This window comes from Vibrio sp. B1Z05 (genome assembly GCF_052955985.1).
This window is the reverse complement of sequence record NZ_CP130463.1, coordinates 1715364-1738437: the sequence shown is the minus strand read 5'-3', so window position 1 is coordinate 1738437 and position 23074 is coordinate 1715364. Positions and strand designations below refer to the sequence as shown.

The window sequence follows — 23074 nt, the reverse complement described above, 5'->3', positions numbered from 1 at the left end:
GAGTAATATGAAAAAACTATTAATTAGCGTTTTAGTGTTAGTTTCCAGCGCAGCCTTTGCCAACCCTCAACAAGAGTTGGTTCAGCGTCTTGATAAAACCGATGGTTTTACCGCTAACTTTGCGCAAACTGTGGTCAGCCCTGACAACGAAGTGGTCATGCAAGGTACTGGTACCGTTGAAATTGCCAGACCAAGCATGTTCCGTTGGTCTACGAACTCGCCAGATGAAAACCTGTTGGTGTCAGATGGTGAAACGCTTTGGTATTACAGCCCATTCATTGAGCAAGTGAGCATTTACAAACAAGAGCAAGCCTCTGAGCAAACGCCGTTTGTATTGCTAACTCGCAACAAAGCCAGCGATTGGGATAAATACAGTGTGGAACAAAACGGTGACAGCTTCACCTTAACGCCAACCGATAAAGCTTCAACACAAGGTCAGTTCCAGCTAAACATCGATAAAGCCGGTGAGATCTCAGGCTTTAACGTGATTGAGCAAGACGGTCAGCGCAGTAAATTCACGTTCAGTGATTATCACTCACAGGTGTCACCGAAAAACCGTTTTGTATTTACTATCCCAAATGGGGTAGAAGTTGATGATCAGCGAAACTAAGCCGCTATCATGAGCAATATGCAGTTTGATTTCTCATCGGGTGAAGACTTTCGCCCGTTAGCCGCTCGAATGCGTCCCCGCACCCTTGAAGAGTACATCGGTCAGCAACATGTGTTGGCGCCGGGTAAACCCCTCTATAGAGCCTTACAAGCCGGTCAACTGCACTCTATGATCCTATGGGGGCCTCCAGGTACAGGTAAAACAACTTTAGCCGAAGTGGCGGCCAGTTATGCCGATGCTCGTGTAGAGCGTATCTCTGCGGTGACCTCTGGGGTGAAGGACATCCGCGCCGCCATCGAAAAAGCCCGTGATAATAAACTTGCCGGTCATCGCACCATTTTATTTGTCGATGAAGTACACCGCTTCAATAAAAGTCAGCAAGATGCCTTTTTGCCACACATTGAAGATGGGACAGTGACATTTATTGGCGCAACCACCGAAAACCCATCTTTTGAACTTAATAACGCACTGCTGTCTCGCGCTCGCGTGTACAAGCTAGGCTCGTTAAACACCCAAGATATTGAACAGGTGATAGAGCAAGCCTTAAATGACCAAGAGCGAGGCTTAGGCAAGCTACAGGCTCAGTTTATCGACGAAAGCGATAAACGCCTTGCTGAGCTTGTCAGTGGCGATGCACGCATGGCGCTGAACTACCTTGAATTGCTTTTCGATATGGCACCAGAAAAGAACTCGGTCAAACAGATAGACCTTGAGTTATTGGCGCAGGTGGCAGGCTCTAAAGTGGCGCGCTTTGATAACAAGGGCGATATTTGGTACGACCTTATTTCAGCGGTGCATAAATCCATTCGCGGCTCTGATCCCGATGGCGCTCTGTATTGGAGCGCACGCATGCTCAAAGCGGGATGCGACCCTTTATATATTGCGCGCCGTTTATTAGCCATTGCCTCTGAAGATATTGGCAACGCCGACCCAAGAGCGATGCAAGTGGCAATCAGTGCATGGGATTGCTTTACTCGTATTGGCCCTGCCGAAGGCGAGCGTGCCTTAGCGCAAGCGGTGGTGTATTTGGCCTGTGCACCGAAAAGTAACGCGGTGTACAAAGCTTGGAAACAAGCCCTGCAAGATGCCGAAGATACCTCTGAGCTTGAAGTGCCTCATCACTTACGCAATGCGCCTACTAAGCTAATGCAAGATTTAGGCTATGGGGAAGGGTACCGATATGCCCATGATGAGCCGGGGGCGTATGCCGCAGGCGAGAGCTATTTCCCGCCAGAGATGCGCGACACCCGCTACTATTTTCCAGAAAACCGTGGCTTAGAAAGCAAAATTGCTGAAAAGCTGAACTATCTGCATTCATTAGACGAAAAAAGCACACGAAAGCGCTACAAAAAGTAGTGGTTTTTCGCTATCTTTGTTCGGTTGAAATTTTCCCATTTTTTGGCTCCTTGAGAGTTATCGTTAACTACACGCAGGATTAGCAATGCTAGATTCTAAATTATTTCGTACAGAGCTGGACGAAACAGCAGCAAAACTAGCCCGTCGAGGTTACACCTTAGACGTTGATACCATTCGCCAACTGGAAGAACAGCGTAAAGCGATTCAAGTTGATGTTGAGAACTTGCAATCCACGCGTAACTCCATCTCCAAGCAAATTGGTCAAAAGATGGCTGCTGGCGATAAAGCAGGCGCTGACGAAATCAAAAAACAAATCGGTACTCTAGGCTCAGATTTAGATGCGAAGAAAGTAGAGCTAGCAGAAGTGCTTTCTCAGCTAGAAGACATCACTCTTTCTGTTCCAAACTTGCCAGACGACTCTGTACCAACAGGTAAAGACGAAAACGAAAACGTTGAAGTGACTCGTTGGGGCACACCAAAAGAGTACGACTTTGAAGTAAAAGATCACGTTGATCTTGGTGAACTTGCTGGCGGTCTAGACTTCGCAAGCGCAACCAAAATCACTGGCGCTCGTTTCATCGTGATGAAAGGCCAATTCGCCCGTCTACACCGCGCGATTGCACAGTTTATGCTAAACCTTCACACCGAAGAGCACGGCTACACAGAAATGTACGTACCGTACCTAGTAAACTCAGACAGCCTATTTGGTACAGGTCAATTACCTAAATTTGGTGAAGACCTATTCCACACAGAACCACTGACTGAAAAAGTAAACGATGAAGAGCCACGTAAACTGTCTTTGATTCCTACAGCAGAAGTACCAGTGACTAACATGGTACGTGACACCATCGTTGATGAAGCAGACCTGCCAATCAAGATGACAGCACACACACCATGTTTCCGCTCTGAAGCGGGTTCTTACGGTCGTGATACTCGCGGTCTTATCCGCATGCACCAATTCGACAAAGTGGAACTTGTGCAAATCACTCGTCCAGAAGATTCAATGGATGCGTTAGAAGAGCTAACAGGCCACGCTGAGAAAGTACTGCAATTGCTAGAACTTCCTTACCGTAAAGTGGTTCTTTGTACTGGTGATATGGGCTTTGGCGCTCGTAAAACTTACGACCTTGAAGTTTGGGTTCCAGCGCAAAAAACATACCGTGAAATCTCTTCATGTTCAAACACATGGGATTTCCAAGCACGTCGTATGCAAGCTCGCTTCCGTCGTAAAGCTGAGAAGAAACCAGAGTTGCTACACACACTAAACGGTTCAGGCCTTGCAGTAGGTCGTACTATGGTAGCTATCCTTGAAAACTACCAACAAGCAGACGGTCGCATCGAGATCCCTGCGGTACTACAACAGTACATGGGCGGATTAACTCATATCGGTTAATTCTGCTAGGTTGTAAAAATCGGCTGACTTATTTGAAACCACCTAGCAGTATTGTTAGGTGGTTTTTTTTGTTATAGCTCTGCTATCTGTGACAGCGTTTCTGGATGACGCTGAACCAATTTTAGAAGGGTTATCGCTTGTCCATTGGGTGCGCTACGCCCTTGTTCCCAATTTTCTAATGTACGAGATGAGGTATGCAGTAGACGCGCAAACACACCACGAGACATATTAAATTGTTCGCGAATACTCACGATCTCTTTAGGTGAAATATCTAACTCACTGATATCGTTAACTTGGTAGGTTTTAAGGGTTAACTTACCCTCAGAATGTTCTTTAGCTTCAATAAGAGCTGAACTTAACTCTGTAAACAGATCACGACTGCTCATTACGCCACGCCTCCATAAAAGCTTTCAATTGTTTCTTCTGGTCTGCGGTTAAATCAGACATTTCATTCTTGCCATAAATCGTCAGCAAGTAGAACCGACGCTTTTCGTCGAGGAAATAATAGATAACACGAGAGCCGCCACGCTTGCCTTTGCCTTTACTTGCAACTCTAATTTTCCGCAAACCACCGGTACCTTGAATTACATCACCTTGTTTCGGCTTAGACATTAACTCAGATTGAAAAAGCCTAAACTCATCATCGCTGAGATATTCATTACGGTACTTTTCAAATATGGTTGATTCGACAAATATACTTTTCATATGCAAAGTGTACGCAAACAACGTATAGATGGCAAATCTATACGTGACTAACGTTTTAATAAGACGGAGTTGGGTTGAGCTATCACGCTTTGTTAAGCGGCGATAAAGCAGGGTCAGGTCTTGAATTTTGCGTTTGAAGGTTTATTTTGTGCAAAAAGAAAGACCTGACCCCATTAACTTCCCGAGTTTACCTCTTGGGGACCATACTCAAAGCAGAAGTAATTTGATCTCTTGCCACTTCACTAAATAGATGAGTATTTTCTATCAGTATATTAACCGCCGCTCCATTAGAAGCAATTTGCTTGCGAATACGTTCTTTTGCTGCAAAAGCTGGTTTCTGACGTTTATAAACGTCTTCCCACCAATCTCGACCATATCTATTTATGAGGCTATTTTTAATTGATTTAAAACGCTCTCTACTTCGAACACCCTCAGCAGACACCAAAACGCTTGCCTAAATCATGCGCTTTTGTAAATCATTTGGAATCCAACTTTGACGTTGAAGATCGGAAATCACATCAGGATGAACGTAAAGCGTGTTCTCAGAAACCTTTCGTGCAATCCACAAAGCTTGAGCACGTTCAAAAGCTAATTTCTTATCCTGAGGACTAAAACCTTGGCTATATTCTTTCCAAGTTTCTAGCTCATCAATTAATGCCAATTTCTTAATTAATTCTTCCAAGACTAAAGTCCTCCGAGAACGTATAACATTTTTAACAACAGATCTGCTTGCCCAACTTTCATTCAACATACCATAACTTATTGAAATGTAATGCATATACTTCACATTTCGTATTCTGCCTTTACACAAAAACGAGCGTTCGTGTTATCACTTTTTAACGATAGGCATTATCTTAGGAAGAATGGCGATAAATCTATAACTAACAATAACTTAAGGTATATTTATATTCTCTGTTGGGGGAATTAGTGACTCTATTCACGCTTTCTAATGATTATTTAAAGTAAATCACAGTACGACATAGGCAGAACCTTGTTCGGAATAAGGTTCTGCCATCCAGTACTGCTAATAGCGTTTATTTAGATGAATAGGGGATGAGCTTTTTGTTTAGCGATGTGTATTAACCATCAACCATTACAACTGGAAATTATCAGGATCAGCGACCGCACTCTCAACAGCATCTATCAAGCGCGCTAACTCGTCTGGCTGGATAATGTAAGGAGGCATCATATAGATAAGTCGTCCAAACGGACGTATCCACACGCCGCATTCTACAAAGTGCGCTTGAATACGTTGCATGTTGACGGCTTGATGAGTTTCGATGACGCCAATCGCGCCTAAATAACGAATATCTTTCACCATTGGCTGTGCTTTTAGCTTGGGCAGTGATTCGGCAAAGATGGATTCAATTTGCGTGACTTGCTTGCGCCATTCACCCGTTTTCAATAGCGACAAACTTGCGGTTGCCACGGCGCAGGCGAGTGGGTTGCCCATAAAGGTTGGGCCATGCATAAAGCATTGCGCTTCACCTGAGCAGACGGTATCGGCTACTTTTTTGCTAGTCAGGGTGGCAGAGAGTGTCATGTAGCCACCCGTTAGCGCTTTACCAACACATAAGATATCTGGCTGTATATCGGCGTGTTCAACGGCGAACATTTTGCCTGTGCGGCCAAAGCCTGTGGCGATTTCATCGGTGATCAGTAGCAGATCATATTGGTCGCATAACTCACGCACTCGCTTTAGATAGGTGGGGTGATATATACGCATTCCACCAGCGCCTTGCACAATTGGCTCAAGGATGATGGCAGCTACCTCATGGTGATGCTGTGCTAATGCATCAACTAGCGGAGCGATATCGGATTCATCCCATGTATCAAAGAAGCCGGTTTTTGGCGATTCAACAAAGATATGTTCAGGCAAAAAACCTTTATACAGGGAGTGCATTGAATTATCAGGGTCGGTTACGGACATAGCGGCAAAAGTATCGCCGTGATAGCCGTGTCTGAGAGTGAGAAACTTAGCACGTTTTTCACCCTTGGCGTGCCAGTATTGCAATGCCATTTTTAAGCTGACTTCCACCGCGACCGAACCAGAATCAGCAAGAAAGATATGCTCAAGATTATCAGGGGCAAGATCTAATAGCTTTTTACCGAGCTCTATTGCTGGCTGATGGGTGATTCCGCCAAACATCACATGCGACATAGCATCGATTTGTTGATGAGCCGCTTCGTTTAACGCTGGATGTGAGTAACCATGAATCGCTGACCACCAAGAAGACATGCCATCAATTAACTCTCGCCCATCTTCTAAGGTCAATTTGACGCCAGAAGCTGAGGTGACTGGGTAACAGGGGAGAGGGTTAAGGGTTGAGGTATACGGGTGCCAAAGGTGGTTTTTGTCGAAGTCTAAATCCATAAAAGCGCTCAAATTGTACAATTAGTGTTCGTTAGTAAACAAAGTTACCTTTGTAATGTTGACAGTGTATCGCTTCGGGTTAGACTAGCCAAGCATCAAAACAGCCCAAAAGGATAACAGCGTGGAAGTTCGCCATGATTGGACAGTTACAGAGGTCCAACAATTACTTAGTCTCCCTTTTATGGATTTGCTCTATCAAGCGCAGACCGTTCACCGAAAGCACCAGCAACATAACTACGTGCAGGTCAGTACCTTACTTTCAATAAAAACAGGCGCTTGCCCTGAAGATTGTAAGTATTGTCCGCAAAGTGCCCATTACCGCACTGATGTTGATAAAGAGCGTTTGATGGAAGTTGAACGAGTGCTTGAAGCCGCTGAGAAAGCGAAAAACTCAGGTTCAACGCGTTTTTGTATGGGCGCAGCATGGAAAAATCCCAAAGCGCGCGATATGCCGTTATTGACGGACATGATCAAAGGCGTGAAATCTATGGGCTTAGAAACCTGCATGACGCTAGGCATGTTAACCCCAGAGCAAGCCTCTGAACTCTCCACCGCTGGCCTTGATTATTACAATCATAACTTGGACACCTCTCCAGAATATTACGGCAACATCATTACCACTCGCACCTATCAAGACCGTTTAGACACGCTCTCTCACGTGCGTGATGCCGGAATGAAAATCTGTTCTGGTGGCATTATTGGTTTGGGTGAAGGTTCAGCCGATCGCGCAGGGCTGTTAGTGGAGCTCGCCAATTTACCTGTGCACCCTGAAAGTGTGCCAATTAATATGCTAGTGAAAGTCAAAGGGACGCCATTGGAAAACGTGGAAGATGTCGACCCATTTGAATTTATCAAACTTATCGCGATTGCTCGCATCATTATGCCGCAATCGGCGGTACGTCTTTCAGCAGGCCGTGAAAGCATGAACGAGCAAATGCAAGCGCTGTGCTTTATGGCGGGCGCAAACTCCATCTTCTACGGTTGTAAGTTGCTGACTACGCCAAACCCAGATGAAGACAGCGATATGCAGCTGTTTAAAAAGCTTGGCATTAATACCATTGCTACCAGTCAAAAGCCGGATGAAATTCAAGAGCAAGATTTGCTTGAGCAAGTGAACGAGCGCGTGGCAGCCAGACCAACAAAAGATGACTTATTCTACGATGCTACCGTTTGAGTCTCGTATAGATGAGGCACTGCAACTGCGTAAAGAGCAGGGCCTTCTGCGAACGTTAAACCCTGTTGCCGGAGGCAATACCGAGCAAATCATTACCGATGATAAAGCGTTTGTTAATTTCTCTAGCAATGATTATTTAGGGCTTGCGAATGACGAGAGCATCAAAAGTGTCTGGAAATCGGCCATTGATGATTACGGCGTAGGCAGCGCTGCGTCGCCAATGGTCACTGGGCATTCATTGGCTCACCAAGCATTGCAACAGAGTTTATGCCAGTGGTTAGGTTACGAGCAAGCCGTGCTGTTTAACTCTGGATTTAGCGCCAATCAAGCGGCGCTATTTACCTTGTTAGAAAATAACGACACTTTATTGCAAGACAAGCTCAATCACGCCTCGTTAATGGAAGCGGGCATGTTAAGCCCAGCTAAGATGCAGCGTTTTCCCCATAACAACACCGATAAACTGCGTGCTCTATTAGAAAAAAATGGCAGTAGCTTAGTGGTGACGGAAGGGGTGTTTAGCATGGATGGCGATACCGCTCCGCTGGATGACATCGCAACGCTTTGTCAGCAGCATAATTCTTGGCTGATGGTCGATGATGCGCACGGCATTGGCGTATTAGGCGCGCAAGGTCGTGGCAGTTGTCATGCCTTGGGCGTAAAACCGAATATCTTAGTGGTCACCTTCGGTAAAGCGGTGGGCGTGCAAGGCGCGGCCATTTTATGCGACGCACAAACGGGTGAGTACCTGCATCAATATGCACGCCATTTTGTGTACTCGACGGCGATGCCTGCGGCGCAAGCTGTGGCGATTAACCATTCTATCCAGTTAATCCAAACACAAGCATGGCGTCATACCGCTTTAACCAATCTGCAAAACAGTTATGCCAAGTACCTTGGACATCTTCCGGGATATATCGCCACAAGTACGCCGATTAAGCCTTACTTGGTTGGCTCATCGAATCGAGCGATGCACCTTGCGCAATACTTACGTGAACAGGGCTTTTGGACGACAGCCATTCGCCCGCCTACAGTGCCACAAGGCAGTGCGCGAATTCGCATTACTTTATCAGCAAAGCATCAGCCCCATCAGATCAAGGGACTCGCCGAAGCGATTGAACGCTTTGAAAAGCAGTATCCCAATGAGGACTCACTATGATGTCAGAACAGGGATGTTTGAATCTTAGCGCAGACAAATCGGCGATTGCTTATGCTTTTGGACGAGCCGCCACACATTACGACAAGCACGCCAAATTGCAAAGAGATGTGGTTGAGAAGCTATTGCAAAAATTACCGCTTTGCCTGACCGGTATGCGCATCTTAGATGTTGGGTGCGGTACAGGTTACTTTACGGAAAAACTGCTAGCGCGTGGGGCACAAGTGGTGGCTCTTGATCTCTCTTCACAGATGTTGCAACAGGCGCGTTTACGTTGCCAAGCGCGAGCTACTTATTGTTTGGGTGATGCCGAAGCCTTGCCGTTTGCGGATCATCACTTTGATTACGTGGTCTCAAGCTTAGCTTTGCAGTGGTGCAGTGATTTGAGTGTCCCTGCTACTGAACTGCTCCGAGTCTGCAAACAAGGCGGTGAAGTGCTATTTTCAACATTGGCGGAAGGCTCTTTGTTTGAATTAAAAGAAGCGTGGCAGTGTGTGGATCAGCATCAGCATGTAAAAGAGTTCATTTCTGAAAATGCGATAAATATTGCGTTAGCTCAAGCGAATGGTAATCGATATCAAGTAGACTCGATCAAGATGACATATTGGTACGACAGTGCGTTTAGCTTGATGAAAGATCTTAAAGGTATAGGCGCAACCCAGCTTGATGGGCGCTCTCAAGGGTTAACTAAGAGAAGTGCGCTGATTAAAGTGGAGCATGCGTATCAAAGTCTCTTTCAAGATAATCTCAAATTACCGGCAACTTATCGTGTTTGCCTAGGGTTAATAAAGAAATGAAGAAGACATTTTTCGTTGCAGGTACAGATACCGATGTAGGTAAAACCGTTGTCTCAAGAGGTTTGCTACAAGCATTTAAAGCCAGAGGGCTTTCTACTATTGGTTATAAGCCAATTGCCGCAGGTTGCGAAGAAACAGAACAAGGTCTGAGAAATTCAGATGCATTGTATTTACAAGCCGCTGCCACAGTCGATTTACCGTATGAAGAAGTGAATCCTGTCGCCTTGTTGACTCCGGCCTCTCCGCATATTGCCGCAGAGATCGATAACACTGAAATCGATACTGAGTTTTTGTCACAAAAGCTTTATCAGCATCAACAAAATGCCGACGTGGTATTAGTTGAAGGTGCGGGCGGTTGGCGTGTGCCTATCAGTGCTGACCGTTATCTTTCACAGTGGGCTGTGGCTGAAAAACTGCCTGTTATTTTGGTGGTAGGTGTGAAACTTGGCTGTCTAAACCATGCAGTGTTAACGGCTGAAGCGATTCGTAACGATGGCTTAGAAGTTGTGGGTTGGGTAGCAAACCGTATTAACCCTTGCGAAGAGCACTATCAAGACATTATTGCCTTTTTAGAAGCACAAATTGGCGCTCCAAAAGTGGGAGAGATCCCTTACATGCGCAGTGTGAAGAAAAAGGACATTAGCGAATACATCAACCTTGATGCCATTATGTAATTAATCTTTATTAAACAAAAACGCCCTTCAATGGGCGTTTTTCAATAGAATCAGTGCGATGCGTCATTAGCGACTTGAGATTGCGCATTGATCACTTGCTGTTCAATACTTGGCATCTCTTCTAGTCCAAGCTCTTCTAACGCTTCTTGCTTACTCATCCCTAAGTGACAACGAAGCATATCTACTGCCATTTCATGATTTGCAGCATTATCCATAACCTACTCCTTTTGTTAATGAATAGTTAAATCTCTCTATTGTGTGCTTAATATTTATACTCGTTCATTGATTTTAAGCAAGATACTTTAATAAAAAATGCGTCAACTTTGGCTTGAAGTCTCATTATTGTAGCAATTTGTTACTGCTATTAAGTTTGCGTGACGTAGGCTCCTGTATACAATATGCCGACAACGGGGAATCGACATCTTAACGGTGAGTGCCGTGGACTTCTGTGGGAACAAAGAGTGTTTTTCTTTGTCTACACTATCGATTAAGCCCAATAATAATATAGATTTAGCTTCTTACTTGGAGAACTCAAATGAAGCGCGTAGCGTTATTTTTACTGACCAACCTTGCTGTAATCGCAGTATTGAGTGTGGTGTTAAACCTTGTATATGCCTTTACCGGAATTCAATCTGGTAGCCTTTCTGGTTTGCTTGTGTTGGCTGCTGTGTTTGGTTTTGGCGGATCTATTATTTCTTTGATGATGTCCAAAGGCATGGCGCTTCGCTCTGTGGGTGGACAGGTTATTGAAAGCCCTCGTAATCAAACGGAACATTGGCTGCTAGAAACGGTATCTCGCCAAGCGCAGCAAGCGGGCATTGGCATGCCAACGGTTGCGGTTTACGACGCGCCGGATATCAATGCGTTTGCGACAGGCGCAAAGCGTGACGATTCATTAGTGGCAGTGTCCACTGGATTGCTAAACAGCATGACTCAAGATGAAGCCGAAGCGGTATTGGCTCACGAAGTTAGCCACATCGCAAATGGTGACATGATCACTATGACCTTAATGCAAGGCGTGGTGAACACCTTTGTTATTTTCCTTTCTCGTTTTATTGCCAACATTGTGGCAAACAACAATAACGACGAAGGGGAAGGCGGTTCTAACATGATGGTTTACTTTGGCGTATCTATGGCGTTAGAGCTGGTGTTTGGCTTTTTGGCAAGCTTTATCACTATGTGGTATAGCCGTAAACGTGAATTCCATGCCGATGCAGGTGCGGCTGAATTGGTCGGTAAACATAAAATGATTGCCGCTCTTGAACGACTAAAGACCAGCCATGAGCCTCAACTTGAAGGTTCTATGATGGCATTTGGTATCAATGGTAAACGCTCACTAACCGAGCTTCTAATGTCACACCCGCCATTGGATAAGCGCATTGAAGCGTTGAGAAATACTCAAAACTTCTAACTCTATTGCGTGTTGGTAATATGCGAAATAACAAAAAGCTTGGTGTAAAAACCAAGCTTTTTTTTGATCTTAATTCACCCAAGTCACGTAGTTAAGGAGAGCAAGGTACTCTACCTTTATATTTGGCACTGCAAAAAGTGCTCAAAAAACAGGTATTAAGCTGATAGGAAAGGACTCCTTAAACGGTGATTAGGAATAGACAATGAGCATTGATAGCGTAGCAGATGTATACCAAAAACTGACCAAAGAGACATTGAGCGATTTAACGCGAATTTATCATCAAGATGTCATCTTTGAAGATGCCGTACATAAATTAAATGGCTGGGAAGCCTTATCTTTATACTTTGAAAACCTTTATCAAAATGTGATTGATTGTCGCTTTGAGATTGAAAGCAAGCATCAAACCGGCGAAGCGGGTTTTATTATTTGGACCATGCGTTTGCGTCACCCTAAATTAAAAGGTGGCAGTGAGGTGGCCGTTAAAGGCATTAGTCACTTGCAGTTTAGTGACGGTAAGATCATCCACCACAGAGATTATTTTGATATGGGTGAAATGCTGTATGAAAACTTACCTATTTTGGGCTCAGTGGTAAAAGCGATTAAAAAGCGCATGGGTGAGTTATGAGTGCGCTTCTCATCACTGGTGCGACCTCTGGCATAGGAGAGCAGTTGGCTTATGACTATGCTCAATCTCATGCCCAGTCTCATGCACTAGAAAATGCTCAGCCGAAGCGGGTTATCTATGTGTGCGGTCAAAACCAAGCCAAATTAAACGCCCTTGCGGCATTGGGGCAGCATGTCATTCCCCTTAATTTTGATATTACCGATTTAACCGCCTGTAAAGAGGCGCTCCATTCATTAGACCCTATTCCGAGCACATGGATCTTAAATGCAGGTAGCTGTGAATATATTGACGATGGCGTGATGGACGCCGCGCTAGTGACAAGAGTCATGCAGATAAATGTAGTGGGGCTGGCGAATACGATTGAGGCGGCGCAGCATCATTTTACCGCAGGTCATCACTTGGTGGTAATGGGTTCAATTGCCAGTGAATTAGCATTGCCGAGGGCAGAAGCGTATGGCGCTTCTAAAGCAGCGGTCAGTTATTTAGCAAGGACACTGGCGCTTGATTTGTCCAAAAAAGGGATTTTGGTCAGCACGGTGTTCCCTGGTTTTGTTAAAACGCCACTTACTGATAAAAACGACTTCCCAATGCCGATGATGATCAGCGCAGAGCAAGCCTCAAAAGCAATTCAAAAGGGCATTGCTGACAAAAAAGCACATATCTATTTCCCCAAACGTTTTACATGGATTTTAAGACTACTTGGCAGCTTGCCGTATTCCATACAGCAACGCTTATCAAGCAAACTGATTAAGGGTAACGCCGAATGAAAATTGCAATTATTGGCACCGGGATCTCTGGTTTAACCTGTGGCTATCATCTACATAAAACGCATGATGTGACTTTGTTTGAAGCCAACCATTATATTGGTGGGCACACTGCAACTGTGGATGTTGAAGTGGATGGAAAGCCGTATAGCGTGGATACGGGGTTTATTGTTTATAACGACAGAACCTATCCCAATTTCATTAAAATGATGAATGAAATTGGCGTGCGCGGTAATCCGACGCAAATGAGCTTTAGTGTGCGTAATGACAGTAATGGATTGGAGTATAACGGACACGGTATATCGAACCTGTTTGCGCAAAAACGCAATTGGCTGAACCCTAAATTTTACCGCTTTATCTTAGAGATTTTACGCTTTAATAAATTAGCGAAAGCGTTTGCCGCCGATGATTCAGTGCAAGATGACACTTTAGGGGACTTTTTAAATCAGCATCAATTCAGCGATTATTTTTGTGAGAATTATATCTTGCCAATGGGCGCGGCGATTTGGTCGTCTACCCTTGCTGACATGCGCGCCTTTCCATTGTCATTCTTCCTGCGCTTTTTCTTAAATCATGGTTTGCTGGATATTAAAAATCGTCCGCAGTGGTATGTGATTGAAGGAGGCTCTAGGGCTTACATTAAGCCGTTAATTGCAGGCTTTGCCGACAATATTTACCTTAATTCGCCCGTTGAGAAAGTAGTGAGAAGCGAGAGTGGGGTGAATATTTTGGTCAAAGGGCAATGGCAGCATTTTGATCAGGTGGTTTTTGCCTGTCATAGCGATCAAGCACTGCGCATTTTAGGTGAAGAGCGCACAGAGACTGAGTCCGATATTTTAGGGGCTATGACCTATCAAGCCAATGAGGTGGTATTGCACACCGATACTCGCCTATTGCCTAAGCGCACTAAAGCGTGGGCATCTTGGAATTACTACTTAGAAGGGGCAAGGGATCAAGAAGCTCGTTTACCTACCTTAACTTATGACATGAATATACTGCAGCACATTCAGTCACAGCATACCTTTTGTGTTTCGTTAAATAACAGCCCCAATATTGATAAAGACAAAATCATAAAATCTTTTGTTTATCACCATCCCGTATTTACGCGTGAATCCATTGCCGCGCAGCAGCGCAGTCCTGAGGTGCAGGGTCAACATAATACTTGGTTTTGCGGCGCGTATTGGCGCAATGGCTTTCATGAAGACGGCGTAGTGAGCGCGTTAAATGTGGTTGAAGCGATTGATAAGTTGTTGCCTGTCACCTCGCAAGATTTGCAACAAAAGGGCGCGGCATGACCCCCCCTTCAGTTCAGAAAGTTACAAACAGTGCCATCATGGTCGGTGAGGTCAGACATAGACGTTTTTCACCGGTAAAGCATGCACTTAATTACCCCTTGTTTATGCCCAGCATTGATTTGGACGAACTGGCTTGTTTAAAAAAATCGGTATGGGGCTTTGGTGAGCGCTGGTGGCATTGGGCAAGGTTTTGCCGTGGTGATTATTTAGGAACAACAGGCTGCCTTAAAAAAGCAGTGCAAGATAAAGTATTTGCCCTGACTGGAGAGCGGCACACAGGCAAAGTGATTGCGGTGGTGCATCTTCGTTATTTGGGACTCTATTTTAGTCCAGTGAATTTTTATTATGTGTTTGATGACAAGGGGCAATGGAGAACCTTATTGGCAGAAGTGAGCAATACGCCGTGGAATGAACATCATTATTACGCCGTTGATGCCAATGAAGGTGAGCAAGGAGAGAATTGGCAACACGATAAAGCCTTTCATGTGTCGCCGTTTAATCCTATTGACCAACAATATGTGTGGAAACTAAAACCTTTATCTAAAAAATTGATGGTGCATTTAGAGTGCCATCGAGAGGGTAAAGAGTTTGACGCAACACTATCGATGAAAGCGCACCCTTTTAATTCAAAAAATTTACTCAAACAATTGATCTCAACGCCAATAATGGCAGTAAAAGTAGTTATCGGTATTTATTGGCATGCATTGAAGTTGTGGATGAAGAAAGTGCCTTTATATCCCCATCCAGCCAAAAATAAATAGAAGATTAAGCAGGAGGCTTTTTGTAATGTACAACTCTCAATCTTTAGTGATCGAAAAGGAATTCTCGCCATTACAACGCTCAGCCCGAGCAATGGTGTTCAAACAACTACAAAACTTAAAGCATGGCCATTTAACCATTAGTGAGTGCTTTGATTCGTATTCATCAGAGCAGAGCTTCGGTAAGCCCTCGCAGGCTTTAAACGGCAGTATCCAAGTATTACATCCCGACTTTTATTCTCGAATGTTAAGTGGCGGAAGCATTGCGGCTGCCGAGGCTTATATGGATGGTTGGTGGGAAAGCGTTGATTTGACCGTGGTCATGAAGATTATGGCGCTCAATCTAAATGCACTGGATGACATGAACAGCAAGCAAAGTTTGTTGACCCGTTTCGCTTATAAATTAGGGCACTGGCTAAATCGAAATACCCAACTAAATTCAAAGAAAAACATCAGCGCCCATTACGATTTAGGCAACGATTTATATCAGCGTTTTTTGGATAAAAACATGCTCTATTCAGCCGCGGTGTATCACAGCGCAGAAGACAGTTTAGAGCAGGCGCAAATTAATAAAATGGAAAGGCTGTGCCAACAATTGCAGCTATGTGCTGATGATACAGTTATTGAAATTGGCACAGGTTGGGGAGGTATGGCGATATACATGGTGCAAACCTATGGCTGTCATGTCACCACAACTACGATTTCCCAAGAGCAGTTTTTGTATGCCAAACAACAAATCCAGCTGGCAGGTCTCACCGACAAAATCACCCTGTTACAACAAGATTACCGCGATCTCGATGGGCAGTACGACAAGCTCGTCTCCATTGAGATGATTGAGGCGGTAGGACGTGAGTATTTACCTTCTTATATACAAAAATGCCAAGCATTGCTTAAACCCGGTGGCTTGATGGCAATTCAAGCGATCACCATTGCTGACCAGAGATTTGAGTCATACAGCAAAGGTGTCGACTTTATTCAAAAGTACATCTTCCCTGGTGGTTTCCTGCCTTCGGTTTCGCATCTATTACAGCAAACCACTCAGCACAGCCAATTGGTGGTGCACGATCTGCATGACATTGGTTTGGATTATGCGCGCACGTTAAAAGAGTGGTTACATCGCTTTGAGTTGGCTGAGAATGAGCTGTCCAAGCTTGGTTACGATGAACGTTTTATGCGTATGTGGCGCTACTATTTGTGTTACTGCGAAGGTGGCTTTCTTGCGCGACGAATTAGCACAGTGCACCTTACTTTTAGAAGCCCTGTGTAGTTTGCCTATAAGCGAGGTTAGTTATGAATAAGAAACTATTATTGATTTCTATTTGGTTTCAATGCTTGTGGTTTTTAGCCGTCATGGGGCAACAAAGCACACAACTGTTGTTGCTGGTCTGTGTGATTGCGACGGTGGCTTTGTCTTATCGTTATCGCGACCTACCGCTGAGCTGGCTATTTACGATCGCCTGTGTGGGCGTGGTGATGGATGTGATACACGGCGTTACTGGCTTATTTGTGTTTTCTTCGACACCAACGGCAGGCATACCCCTGTGGCTGGCGCTGTTATGGGTAAGTTTTGCTTGGTATGCCTATCAGATGCGCGCTCTTTTGATCCGTCTCCCTTTTGCCATCGTATGTATGGTTGGAGCGTTAGGAGCCGCCGCCAGTTATTTTGCCGGCTTGCAATTAGGTGCGGTGCAATGGCCTTACTCAAATACAATGACTTTCGTAATTATCGCATTGGAATGGGCACTGGTTTTTGCATTGATTATCTACTCCTTAAACGTGTTACAAAAAAGACGCCATGGAGTAAAGCCACATGAGACTCACCCTAGCTAGAACCTTATTCTGTATTAGTCTTGAGTTAGCCAGCACAGTAAGTTTTGCCACGCCGAGCAAAAGCACGCTCCAGCAGTGGCAGCAGTGGCCGACCGTAGGCTCGGCTGACTTAGACTTTATGTTTTTCGATGTTTATACCTCACAGCTGCGCTCACCAGAAGGTCAATATCAAGTCGGTAATGATCTCTCTCCTCATCCGGTTGCTTTGGCGATCACTTATGAGCGCAATATCTCTAAGAAACATTTACTCAAAGAGACCAAAAAACAGTGGGAGCACCTTGGTTATAACACCAACCAATCATCCGAGTGGCTAGTGCGCTTAGGCAATATTTATCCTGACGTAGCACTCGGCGATCAGTTGGTGTATATCACGGACGGATTATCGGGTGCCTTTGTGTACATTCAAAAAGACGGGTTAACCCAATGGCGAGGTGAGATCACCGATGAAGCCCTTAACGACGCCTTTTTAGCCATCTGGTTATCGCCAAATACTGAATATCCTAAGCACAGACAGCAACTTATTGGGTTGAATTAATGATGATCAAAACACTGAAACTATTAATGATAAGCGCGCTGTTGTCTCTATCAATGTCAGGGTGCACCGCAGATGTGAATGAGTATCAAGGTGAAGGGCCTGATTTTGATTTGTTTGGCTATTTTTCAGGTAGTGTCACCGCGTGGGGCATGGTGCAAGACAGAAGTGGTAAGCAAACACGACGTTTTGAGGTCGCACTGCAAGGCAAGGTGCAAGGCAATACATTGACGCTACATGAAGACTTCGTGTTTGCTGATGGCGAGCAATCGACGCGCATTTGGCGGATCACCCGTTTAGCTGATGGCAGTTACGAGGGAAAAGCGGATGATATTGTCGGAGTCGCTATCGGTGAAGAAGTGGGGAATGCACTGCGCTGGCGCTATGATTTTGAATTGCCAAGAGGGGATTCGAGTGTGGTGGTTCACTTTGATGATTGGCTATATCGACAAGATGATAAACACGTCTTTAATTTAACCTCTATAAGGAAATTAGGCATAGAGTTTGGAACTTTAACTTTGTTTTTCCAAAAGGATCTTTAGATTGCGCTGTGTTTTACATCTGTAGTGTTGTTTGCGTTTAGGCTGTTATTTGTACTGCTAATGGCACCTAACTTGCATTGCGACTCACTATTTGTTACAAAATCAACGACTAGGGCAATCTGAGCGCTCGTCATTTATGTTACTATCAACTACCTTAATATTTCCCTCAGTGTGATCAATGACCGCTATTGCCGAATCAAATCCAATGTTATTTCATAAAGCCTATCGCCATTCTGAATCTCAGGAGTGGGTAGTATTTGTGCATGGTGCGGGTGGCAGTTCGTCAATTTGGTTTAAGCAAATTAAAGCGTACCGCGAGCACTTTAACGTACTCTTGGTTGATTTGCGCGGGCACGGTAAATCCAATACCTTATTCCAAGATATCATCAGTAAGCGCTATACCTTTGAGTCAGTGACCAAAGATATTTTGCACGTTTTGGATCATCTCAAAATCAAATCCGCACACTTTGTGGGAATGTCTTTAGGCACTATTATTGTACGCACATTGGCAGAGCTTGCCTCTGAGCGCGTTAAGTCTATGGTGCTTGGCGGCGCTGTGACGCGCTTTAATACGCGTTCGCAAATCTTAGTGAAAATGGGCGATTTGTGTAAAAACATTATCCCGTACATGTGGCTGTATAGCTTGTTTGCTTGGATTGTGATGCCGCAAAAAGGGCAAGTTGAATCTCGTTTGATGTTTGTACGAGAAGCAAGAAAGTTATGTCAAAAAGAGTTTAAACGTTGGTTTAAGCTGGCAGCTGATGTTAACCCGCTAATGCGCTACTTTAGAGATAAAGAGCTTGATATTCCGACTCTATATTTAATGGGTGACAAGGACTACATGTTCATCAAGCCGGTAAAAGAGATGGTTTCGGTTCACCAAAATAGCCAGTTGGTAGAAATAGAAAATTGCGGCCATGTTTGTAACGTGGAAAAGCCTCAAGAGTTCAATGACAAATCTATCGAGTTTATTCGTTCACAAAGCTAGATGTCGCAAAGATAGAGGTATCAAAGTTAAATATTGCACTCAATAACTAGGATACTAAACCAATATCGCTTCATCAGTGGTGCTAGCGCCACATTGCCAGCATAAGGCAAACTGCCCCTCATTTATTTCCCCACAATCATCACAGCGCCAATCTGAGCTGTGATTGTGTCTATCTTCAAATTCTGCAATCAGGGCTTTGGCTTGCTGTTGCTTGTGCTCGTCGACTAGCCACAGATAGGGCAGGCTAGAGTCATCCATTGGCAACTCTCCTTGCAGACCAAATAACCCTTCTCCGCGCACTTCTACCTGAATGCGATGACTACGCAAAAGCTCACATAAAATATGAGCTTGAGGCGGGTTTTGCGCAACGTATAACTTCATGAATATCCTTTAGGTTGCGATGATGGATTAAGCAGGGCTAGAGCCGTTTTGTGGTCGAATCTTACCCATGATCCACTTAGCAATGAGCGGGAATAAACCTAACAGAGCAAAAGAAGCCAATACGGTAGGCGAAACAATGCCAGATAAGCTGTCTATTTCTGCCAGTTGCGTCCCAGCGTTTAGATACACCATAGTCCCGGCCAGCATGCCAAGTTGGCTAAATACATAGTATTTTACAACCGAGATAGGGGTTAGCCCCATCAATAGGTTAATCAGGAAAAACGGAAATACGGGAATTAGACGCAATGAGAATAGATAAAAGGCACCGTCACGTTCAACGCCTTTGTTAATGGCGTCAAGTTTAGAGCCAAACTTAGCTTGTACCCAATCACGCAATAGGTAGCGACTGCTTAAAAAGGCTAAGGTTGCGCCAATGGTGCTGGCAAATGAGACCAATAGTAAGCTGGTCCAGAAGCCAAACAGTGCTGCGCCAAGTAAAGTCACCACCGCAGCGCCAGGAATGGAAAAGGCCGTAACAAATACGTAGCCAATAAAGTAGATAGTCGCTGACAATACGAAGTTATTTTCAATATGCGTATTGAGGGCCAATTGCTGAGTTTTGGCATTTTCTAAAGTGAAGTACTGACCGAAGTTGATGCCGAGTAATACAATCGCTGCAACTAAAATTAGCCCGATTATCAATTTCTTATTCATGAGAGCGTCCTTATCATCCTGAGTAAGTATAGAGACAGGATCAATAATAGGAAACTTTCACCAGTTGCGTATTTTATTTAATTTATTCTCAGCAGATACAAATAAAAAAGGCTAGAAATCATTAAGATATCTAGCCTTATTCAGTTAAATGGTCACGTTAACTAGCGTTTAGGTTTCTCACGCTTGAGCGCTCTACCAACTCTGGGTGCATTTCAAAAATGCGGCGGTCGTGCTCTTTATTTTTAATGCGCTCTAGCAAGATCTCAAAGGCGGTTTTACCCACGCGACGTTTTGGCTGATGTATCGTGGTAAGAGGCGGCGCAAAATAGCCAGCTAAATCGATATTATCGTAACCAATTACAGAGATATCTTCTGGAACGGCAATGCCATGTTGAGTCAGACGGCTAATTAAACCCAGCGCCATGATGTCGTTAAAGCAGAAAATAGCCGTAGGGCGTTCACTTTCTGCAAGAGCAACCAGTTTGTCAGCCGTTTCAACTGCGGTATCACATTCAAAGTTACCTTCGAAAATGAAATCGTCGTTGTACGGGATATTAGCTTGAGCCAATGCTCTTTTATAGCCAGACATACGCTCAATACAAGCAAGCTTTTCAGTTTGACCGGTTAAACAGCCAATTTTCGTATGTCCATTTTCAACCAGATATTTAGTGGCAAGGTAGCCACCTTCTTCTGAGTTATCAATGATCTTGTCTGCAGAAGAGGACTCTGGGCCCCAATCCATCACCACTTTAGGAATGCCTGGGTGAGAATCTAGCATTTCACGTAACTCTTCGGTTAAGTCAGAGCACATCACTAATATTCCATCTACGCGCTTTTCGGCAAGCATACGAATGTAATCGCGCTGCTTTTCGTACAGTCCGCCAGTGTTACATAAGATCAACGTATAGCCTTGACGATAACAGTAACTTTCAACGCCATCGACCACTTCCGCGAAGAAGGGGTTAGTGGATTGAGTTACCAACATGCCAATGGTTCTAGTGGTGTTGCATTTTAAGCTACGAGCAACCGCACTTGGCGCATAGTTGAGCTCTTTTACAGCTTCCATAACACGTTCTTGTGTTGTTTCAGCCACAAAACGTGTTTTATTGATAACGTGTGAAACTGTAGTGGTGGAGACACCAGCCAGTTTTGCGACGTCTTTTATGGTTGCCATAGGAGACCTTGTAAATATAAGTAATGATTATAAAATGCGTTGAATTATTGAGTAATTTGCACTCAAAATCACATTGCAAACGATTGCGGGGGAGTCTAGCCATAAATGATGAAACTGACAACGCATTTATGACGATAATGTGAATCTATTTTCGGTAACTGAGCTATTTTTCATTACTGAGATAACGACAATCAATTTCACAAAATTTAACTAACAGTTCAGCGACCGCAGAATAGAAACCAAATTCATCATATTTAGTGCAGTTTACCGAAAATTGTGGAATCCAACTCAGTAAATGTTGCTCAATGAATGACTTCTGTTCGCTAAGGGCTGATTCTAGATGTGATTCCATTTCTAGCGCGTTTGAGCGCATGATTAGATTGCCAATAAAGTCGAGTTCAACAGCCAGATGATCGGCAGGCTCGTTAAAGCACTTATCCACTTCAATGCCATGCTCTAACATAACTTGCGTCATCTGCTGAGCAGGGGTGCCAGTAAGCGCCTTGTTTTCATCAATATAAACAGAGGCGCAGGGCTGGGCAGTTTGTTTGTCAGAGGCTAAAAATAAGTCGTAGAAATCAGCGGATAATTCAAGTTGAGCACCCGGGCGTTGTTGCAGTCGCTCAAGAGCATCCAGTAAGCGTTTAGCGGCTGTGGCTAGGGTTTCATTTTCGGCTAAACCATTAATGAAACCCCTCACTTCAGGGGTTTGATAGGCAATCAGTTCGTCTTGGGTCAGCTCTTTAGAAAATAAGCTGGAAAACCACCAATAAATTTCTGCCCGCTGTTCATTAAACTGCTTGAGCTCTTGCATTGTTTAACCCATAACTCGTTAGCAAACTACAACACCAGCTTCTAAGTTGGCGAAAATATAGACGTTCACTAAATTATGAGTCACTTATTTGCTACTGACAAGATCTCGTATGTTTTTCCACCACTTACCCATAGTTTCGTGCCAGTAGCGTTCCGTTTGCTCTAGGTATCGTGCTTGCGGTGTGTACTTTTGCCACGCTTGATTAATATTGGATTGGGCTAAGTAATTGGTCGGTGCTGGAGTAGGGTTTAGACCGGCGCTGTGAAACTCGCGCAGGGCGCGTTCCATATGACTGGCCGAAGTAACCAGTGACATATGCTTTTCACCGACAAAGCCCGCTGCTTGTCTGGCTTCTTCCCAAGTATCTTGCGCCGTTTCTAATAAAATAATATCCGATTTAGCCACGCCTAGTGCTAATGCCACCGTCGCCATCATTCGTGCTTGGCTCATTTCTGAGCCGCCATCATAGCCAGATAAAATCAATTTTGCGCCGGGATACATGCGCAATATACGAATGCCTTCACTAAGGCGCATTAACGCGGTGCGACTTAATTCAGAGGTTGGCGGAATTTGCGGATCAATCACATGCCCACTGCCTAGCACCATCACATAGTCTAAGCTTTCTGCTGGTGGTAAAAAGGCCGTGTATTTGCGCTCTAATGGTTTGAGCAACGAGGTAGACACAGGCTGGAATGAAATAGCAAAAATGGACGCTAATGAAATAAAAATAAAGATACAGCCAGACTTATGCTTGCGGGTAAACATCACCAGCGCTAGGCCAAAGAAACCGATAAGTAGCATTGCAGGCAGTGGCATAAGGAAGGCAGTAATGATTTTTTTCAATTCAAACATATTGGGTTAAACCATTTCCTAAGTTCTGTAGGGTAAATTGGTGTCACGAGTTAAAATGTCGTGTTATCGGTCGGTTTTTTAGTCGATCGGAGGGGCAAATCGACAACCGCTCTTTATTCTTGACGTCCTTGTGACACAATACGAAACTCACTCAAATA

Annotated in this window: 28 protein-coding genes; 17 read left to right on the top strand and 11 right to left on the bottom strand. The window is 44.4% G+C overall.

Annotation, left to right across the window (positions count from 1 at the left end; genetic code table 11):
- Positions 1-7 precede the first annotated feature (7 nt).
- The 3 genes from lolA (at position 8) to serS (ending at position 3359) form a co-directional block, all read left to right on the top strand.
- Positions 8-610, top strand: a complete 603-nt coding sequence (gene lolA / locus QV280_RS07910) for an outer membrane lipoprotein chaperone LolA (RefSeq protein WP_023403594.1) — start codon at positions 8-10, stop codon at positions 608-610.
- Positions 611-619: 9 nt separating this feature from the next.
- The gene (locus tag QV280_RS07905) at positions 620-1966 is read left to right on the top strand and encodes a replication-associated recombination protein A (RefSeq protein WP_023403595.1); all 1347 of its coding nucleotides are present in this window, start codon (positions 620-622) and stop codon (positions 1964-1966) included.
- 85 nt (positions 1967-2051) lie between these two features.
- Positions 2052-3359 carry a serine--tRNA ligase gene (serS, locus tag QV280_RS07900; RefSeq protein ID WP_023403596.1) on the top strand — a complete coding sequence of 436 codons (1308 nt, stop codon included), beginning with the start codon at positions 2052-2054 and terminating at the stop codon, positions 3357-3359.
- Between the two features lie 71 nt (positions 3360-3430).
- On the opposite strand, the gene QV280_RS07895 is transcribed toward serS, so the two are convergent.
- From QV280_RS07895 to bioA, 5 genes are all read right to left on the bottom strand, one after another.
- Entirely contained in the window at positions 3431-3745 is a 315-nt protein-coding gene (locus QV280_RS07895; RefSeq protein ID WP_152819742.1) for a helix-turn-helix domain-containing protein, read from the bottom strand.
- Positions 3732-4064 carry a type II toxin-antitoxin system RelE/ParE family toxin gene (locus tag QV280_RS07890; protein WP_152819743.1) on the bottom strand — a complete coding sequence of 111 codons (333 nt, stop codon included), beginning with the start codon at positions 4062-4064 and terminating at the stop codon, positions 3732-3734. Before QV280_RS07890 ends, QV280_RS07895 begins: the two co-directional genes overlap by 14 nt.
- Positions 4065-4251: 187 nt before the next feature.
- Positions 4252-4506: a hypothetical protein gene (locus QV280_RS07885; RefSeq protein WP_253912502.1), complete on the bottom strand. Its 255-nt coding sequence runs from the start codon at positions 4504-4506 to the stop codon at positions 4252-4254.
- A gap of 12 nt (positions 4507-4518) precedes the next feature.
- The gene (locus tag QV280_RS07880) at positions 4519-4746 is read right to left on the bottom strand and encodes a hypothetical protein (RefSeq protein ID WP_253912503.1); all 228 of its coding nucleotides are present in this window, start codon (positions 4744-4746) and stop codon (positions 4519-4521) included.
- A 411-nt stretch (positions 4747-5157) separates the two neighbouring features.
- Positions 5158-6438: an adenosylmethionine--8-amino-7-oxononanoate transaminase gene (gene bioA / locus QV280_RS07875; protein ID WP_152819744.1), complete on the bottom strand. Its 1281-nt coding sequence runs from the start codon at positions 6436-6438 to the stop codon at positions 5158-5160.
- A 121-nt stretch (positions 6439-6559) separates the two neighbouring features.
- Here bioA and bioB point away from each other — a divergent pair, with 121 nt between their 5' ends.
- Genes bioB through bioD form a run of 4 tightly spaced genes read left to right on the top strand, consistent with a single transcriptional unit; the run spans position 6560 to position 10236 of the window.
- Complete coding sequence (bioB, locus tag QV280_RS07870; RefSeq protein WP_367869525.1) at positions 6560-7612, top strand: biotin synthase BioB; 1053 nt, start codon at positions 6560-6562, stop codon at positions 7610-7612.
- Positions 7584-8768 carry an 8-amino-7-oxononanoate synthase gene (gene bioF, locus QV280_RS07865; RefSeq protein ID WP_447026247.1) on the top strand — a complete coding sequence of 395 codons (1185 nt, stop codon included), beginning with the start codon at positions 7584-7586 and terminating at the stop codon, positions 8766-8768. The genes bioB and bioF overlap by 29 nt, the downstream gene beginning before the upstream one ends.
- Positions 8768-9562, top strand: coding sequence for a malonyl-ACP O-methyltransferase BioC (bioC, locus tag QV280_RS07860; RefSeq protein ID WP_152819951.1), 795 nt, complete (start codon positions 8768-8770; stop codon positions 9560-9562). The genes bioF and bioC overlap by 1 nt, the downstream gene beginning before the upstream one ends.
- Positions 9559-10236, top strand: a complete 678-nt coding sequence (bioD, locus tag QV280_RS07855) for a dethiobiotin synthase (RefSeq protein WP_152819745.1) — start codon at positions 9559-9561, stop codon at positions 10234-10236. Before bioC ends, bioD begins: the two co-directional genes overlap by 4 nt.
- Before the next feature lie 50 nt (positions 10237-10286).
- On the opposite strand, the gene QV280_RS07850 is transcribed toward bioD, so the two are convergent.
- Complete coding sequence (locus tag QV280_RS07850) at positions 10287-10451, bottom strand: hypothetical protein (RefSeq protein ID WP_172972780.1); 165 nt, start codon at positions 10449-10451, stop codon at positions 10287-10289.
- Positions 10452-10771: 320 nt separating this feature from the next.
- Between QV280_RS07850 and htpX the strand changes: the two genes are divergently transcribed.
- From htpX to QV280_RS07800, 10 genes are all read left to right on the top strand, one after another.
- Positions 10772-11647 (top strand): protease HtpX, encoded by an 876-nt coding sequence (gene htpX, locus QV280_RS07845; protein WP_152819746.1) that lies wholly within the window; start codon positions 10772-10774, stop codon positions 11645-11647.
- A gap of 202 nt (positions 11648-11849) precedes the next feature.
- Positions 11850-12272 carry a nuclear transport factor 2 family protein gene (locus QV280_RS07840; RefSeq protein ID WP_152819747.1) on the top strand — a complete coding sequence of 141 codons (423 nt, stop codon included), beginning with the start codon at positions 11850-11852 and terminating at the stop codon, positions 12270-12272.
- A complete protein-coding gene (locus tag QV280_RS07835) occupies positions 12269-13039 on the top strand; it encodes an SDR family NAD(P)-dependent oxidoreductase (RefSeq protein ID WP_152819748.1) in 771 nt (256 codons plus the stop codon). The genes QV280_RS07840 and QV280_RS07835 overlap by 4 nt, the downstream gene beginning before the upstream one ends.
- Positions 13036-14331 (top strand): NAD(P)/FAD-dependent oxidoreductase, encoded by a 1296-nt coding sequence (locus QV280_RS07830; protein ID WP_152819749.1) that lies wholly within the window; start codon positions 13036-13038, stop codon positions 14329-14331. The genes QV280_RS07835 and QV280_RS07830 overlap by 4 nt, the downstream gene beginning before the upstream one ends.
- Positions 14328-15092 carry a DUF1365 domain-containing protein gene (locus QV280_RS07825; RefSeq protein ID WP_152819750.1) on the top strand — a complete coding sequence of 255 codons (765 nt, stop codon included), beginning with the start codon at positions 14328-14330 and terminating at the stop codon, positions 15090-15092. The genes QV280_RS07830 and QV280_RS07825 overlap by 4 nt, the downstream gene beginning before the upstream one ends.
- Before the next feature lie 25 nt (positions 15093-15117).
- The gene (locus tag QV280_RS07820) at positions 15118-16356 is read left to right on the top strand and encodes an SAM-dependent methyltransferase (RefSeq protein WP_152819751.1); all 1239 of its coding nucleotides are present in this window, start codon (positions 15118-15120) and stop codon (positions 16354-16356) included.
- Positions 16357-16379: 23 nt separating this feature from the next.
- A complete protein-coding gene (locus tag QV280_RS07815) occupies positions 16380-16919 on the top strand; it encodes a DUF2878 domain-containing protein (protein ID WP_152819752.1) in 540 nt (179 codons plus the stop codon).
- Positions 16900-17454: a chalcone isomerase family protein gene (locus QV280_RS07810; protein ID WP_253912504.1), complete on the top strand. Its 555-nt coding sequence runs from the start codon at positions 16900-16902 to the stop codon at positions 17452-17454. The genes QV280_RS07815 and QV280_RS07810 overlap by 20 nt, the downstream gene beginning before the upstream one ends.
- A gap of 2 nt (positions 17455-17456) precedes the next feature.
- Positions 17457-17993, top strand: a complete 537-nt coding sequence (locus QV280_RS07805; RefSeq protein ID WP_152819954.1) for a DUF3833 domain-containing protein — start codon at positions 17457-17459, stop codon at positions 17991-17993.
- A 178-nt stretch (positions 17994-18171) separates the two neighbouring features.
- Complete coding sequence (locus tag QV280_RS07800; protein ID WP_152819753.1) at positions 18172-18981, top strand: alpha/beta fold hydrolase; 810 nt, start codon at positions 18172-18174, stop codon at positions 18979-18981.
- Positions 18982-19035: 54 nt separating this feature from the next.
- Here QV280_RS07800 and QV280_RS07795 read toward each other — a convergent pair whose 3' ends face one another.
- The 5 genes from QV280_RS07795 to elyC form a co-directional block, all read right to left on the bottom strand.
- A complete protein-coding gene (locus tag QV280_RS07795) occupies positions 19036-19362 on the bottom strand; it encodes a putative signal transducing protein (protein ID WP_152819754.1) in 327 nt (108 codons plus the stop codon).
- 27 nt (positions 19363-19389) lie between these two features.
- A complete protein-coding gene (locus QV280_RS07790) occupies positions 19390-20076 on the bottom strand; it encodes a TVP38/TMEM64 family protein (RefSeq protein ID WP_152819755.1) in 687 nt (228 codons plus the stop codon).
- Between the two features lie 157 nt (positions 20077-20233).
- Positions 20234-21250 carry an HTH-type transcriptional repressor PurR gene (purR, locus tag QV280_RS07785; protein ID WP_152819756.1) on the bottom strand — a complete coding sequence of 339 codons (1017 nt, stop codon included), beginning with the start codon at positions 21248-21250 and terminating at the stop codon, positions 20234-20236.
- Positions 21251-21413: 163 nt separating this feature from the next.
- Positions 21414-22064: a molecular chaperone TorD gene (gene torD / locus QV280_RS07780; protein WP_152819757.1), complete on the bottom strand. Its 651-nt coding sequence runs from the start codon at positions 22062-22064 to the stop codon at positions 21414-21416.
- 84 nt (positions 22065-22148) lie between these two features.
- Complete coding sequence (gene elyC / locus QV280_RS07775) at positions 22149-22916, bottom strand: envelope biogenesis factor ElyC (protein ID WP_152819758.1); 768 nt, start codon at positions 22914-22916, stop codon at positions 22149-22151.
- Positions 22917-23074 lie beyond the last annotated feature (158 nt).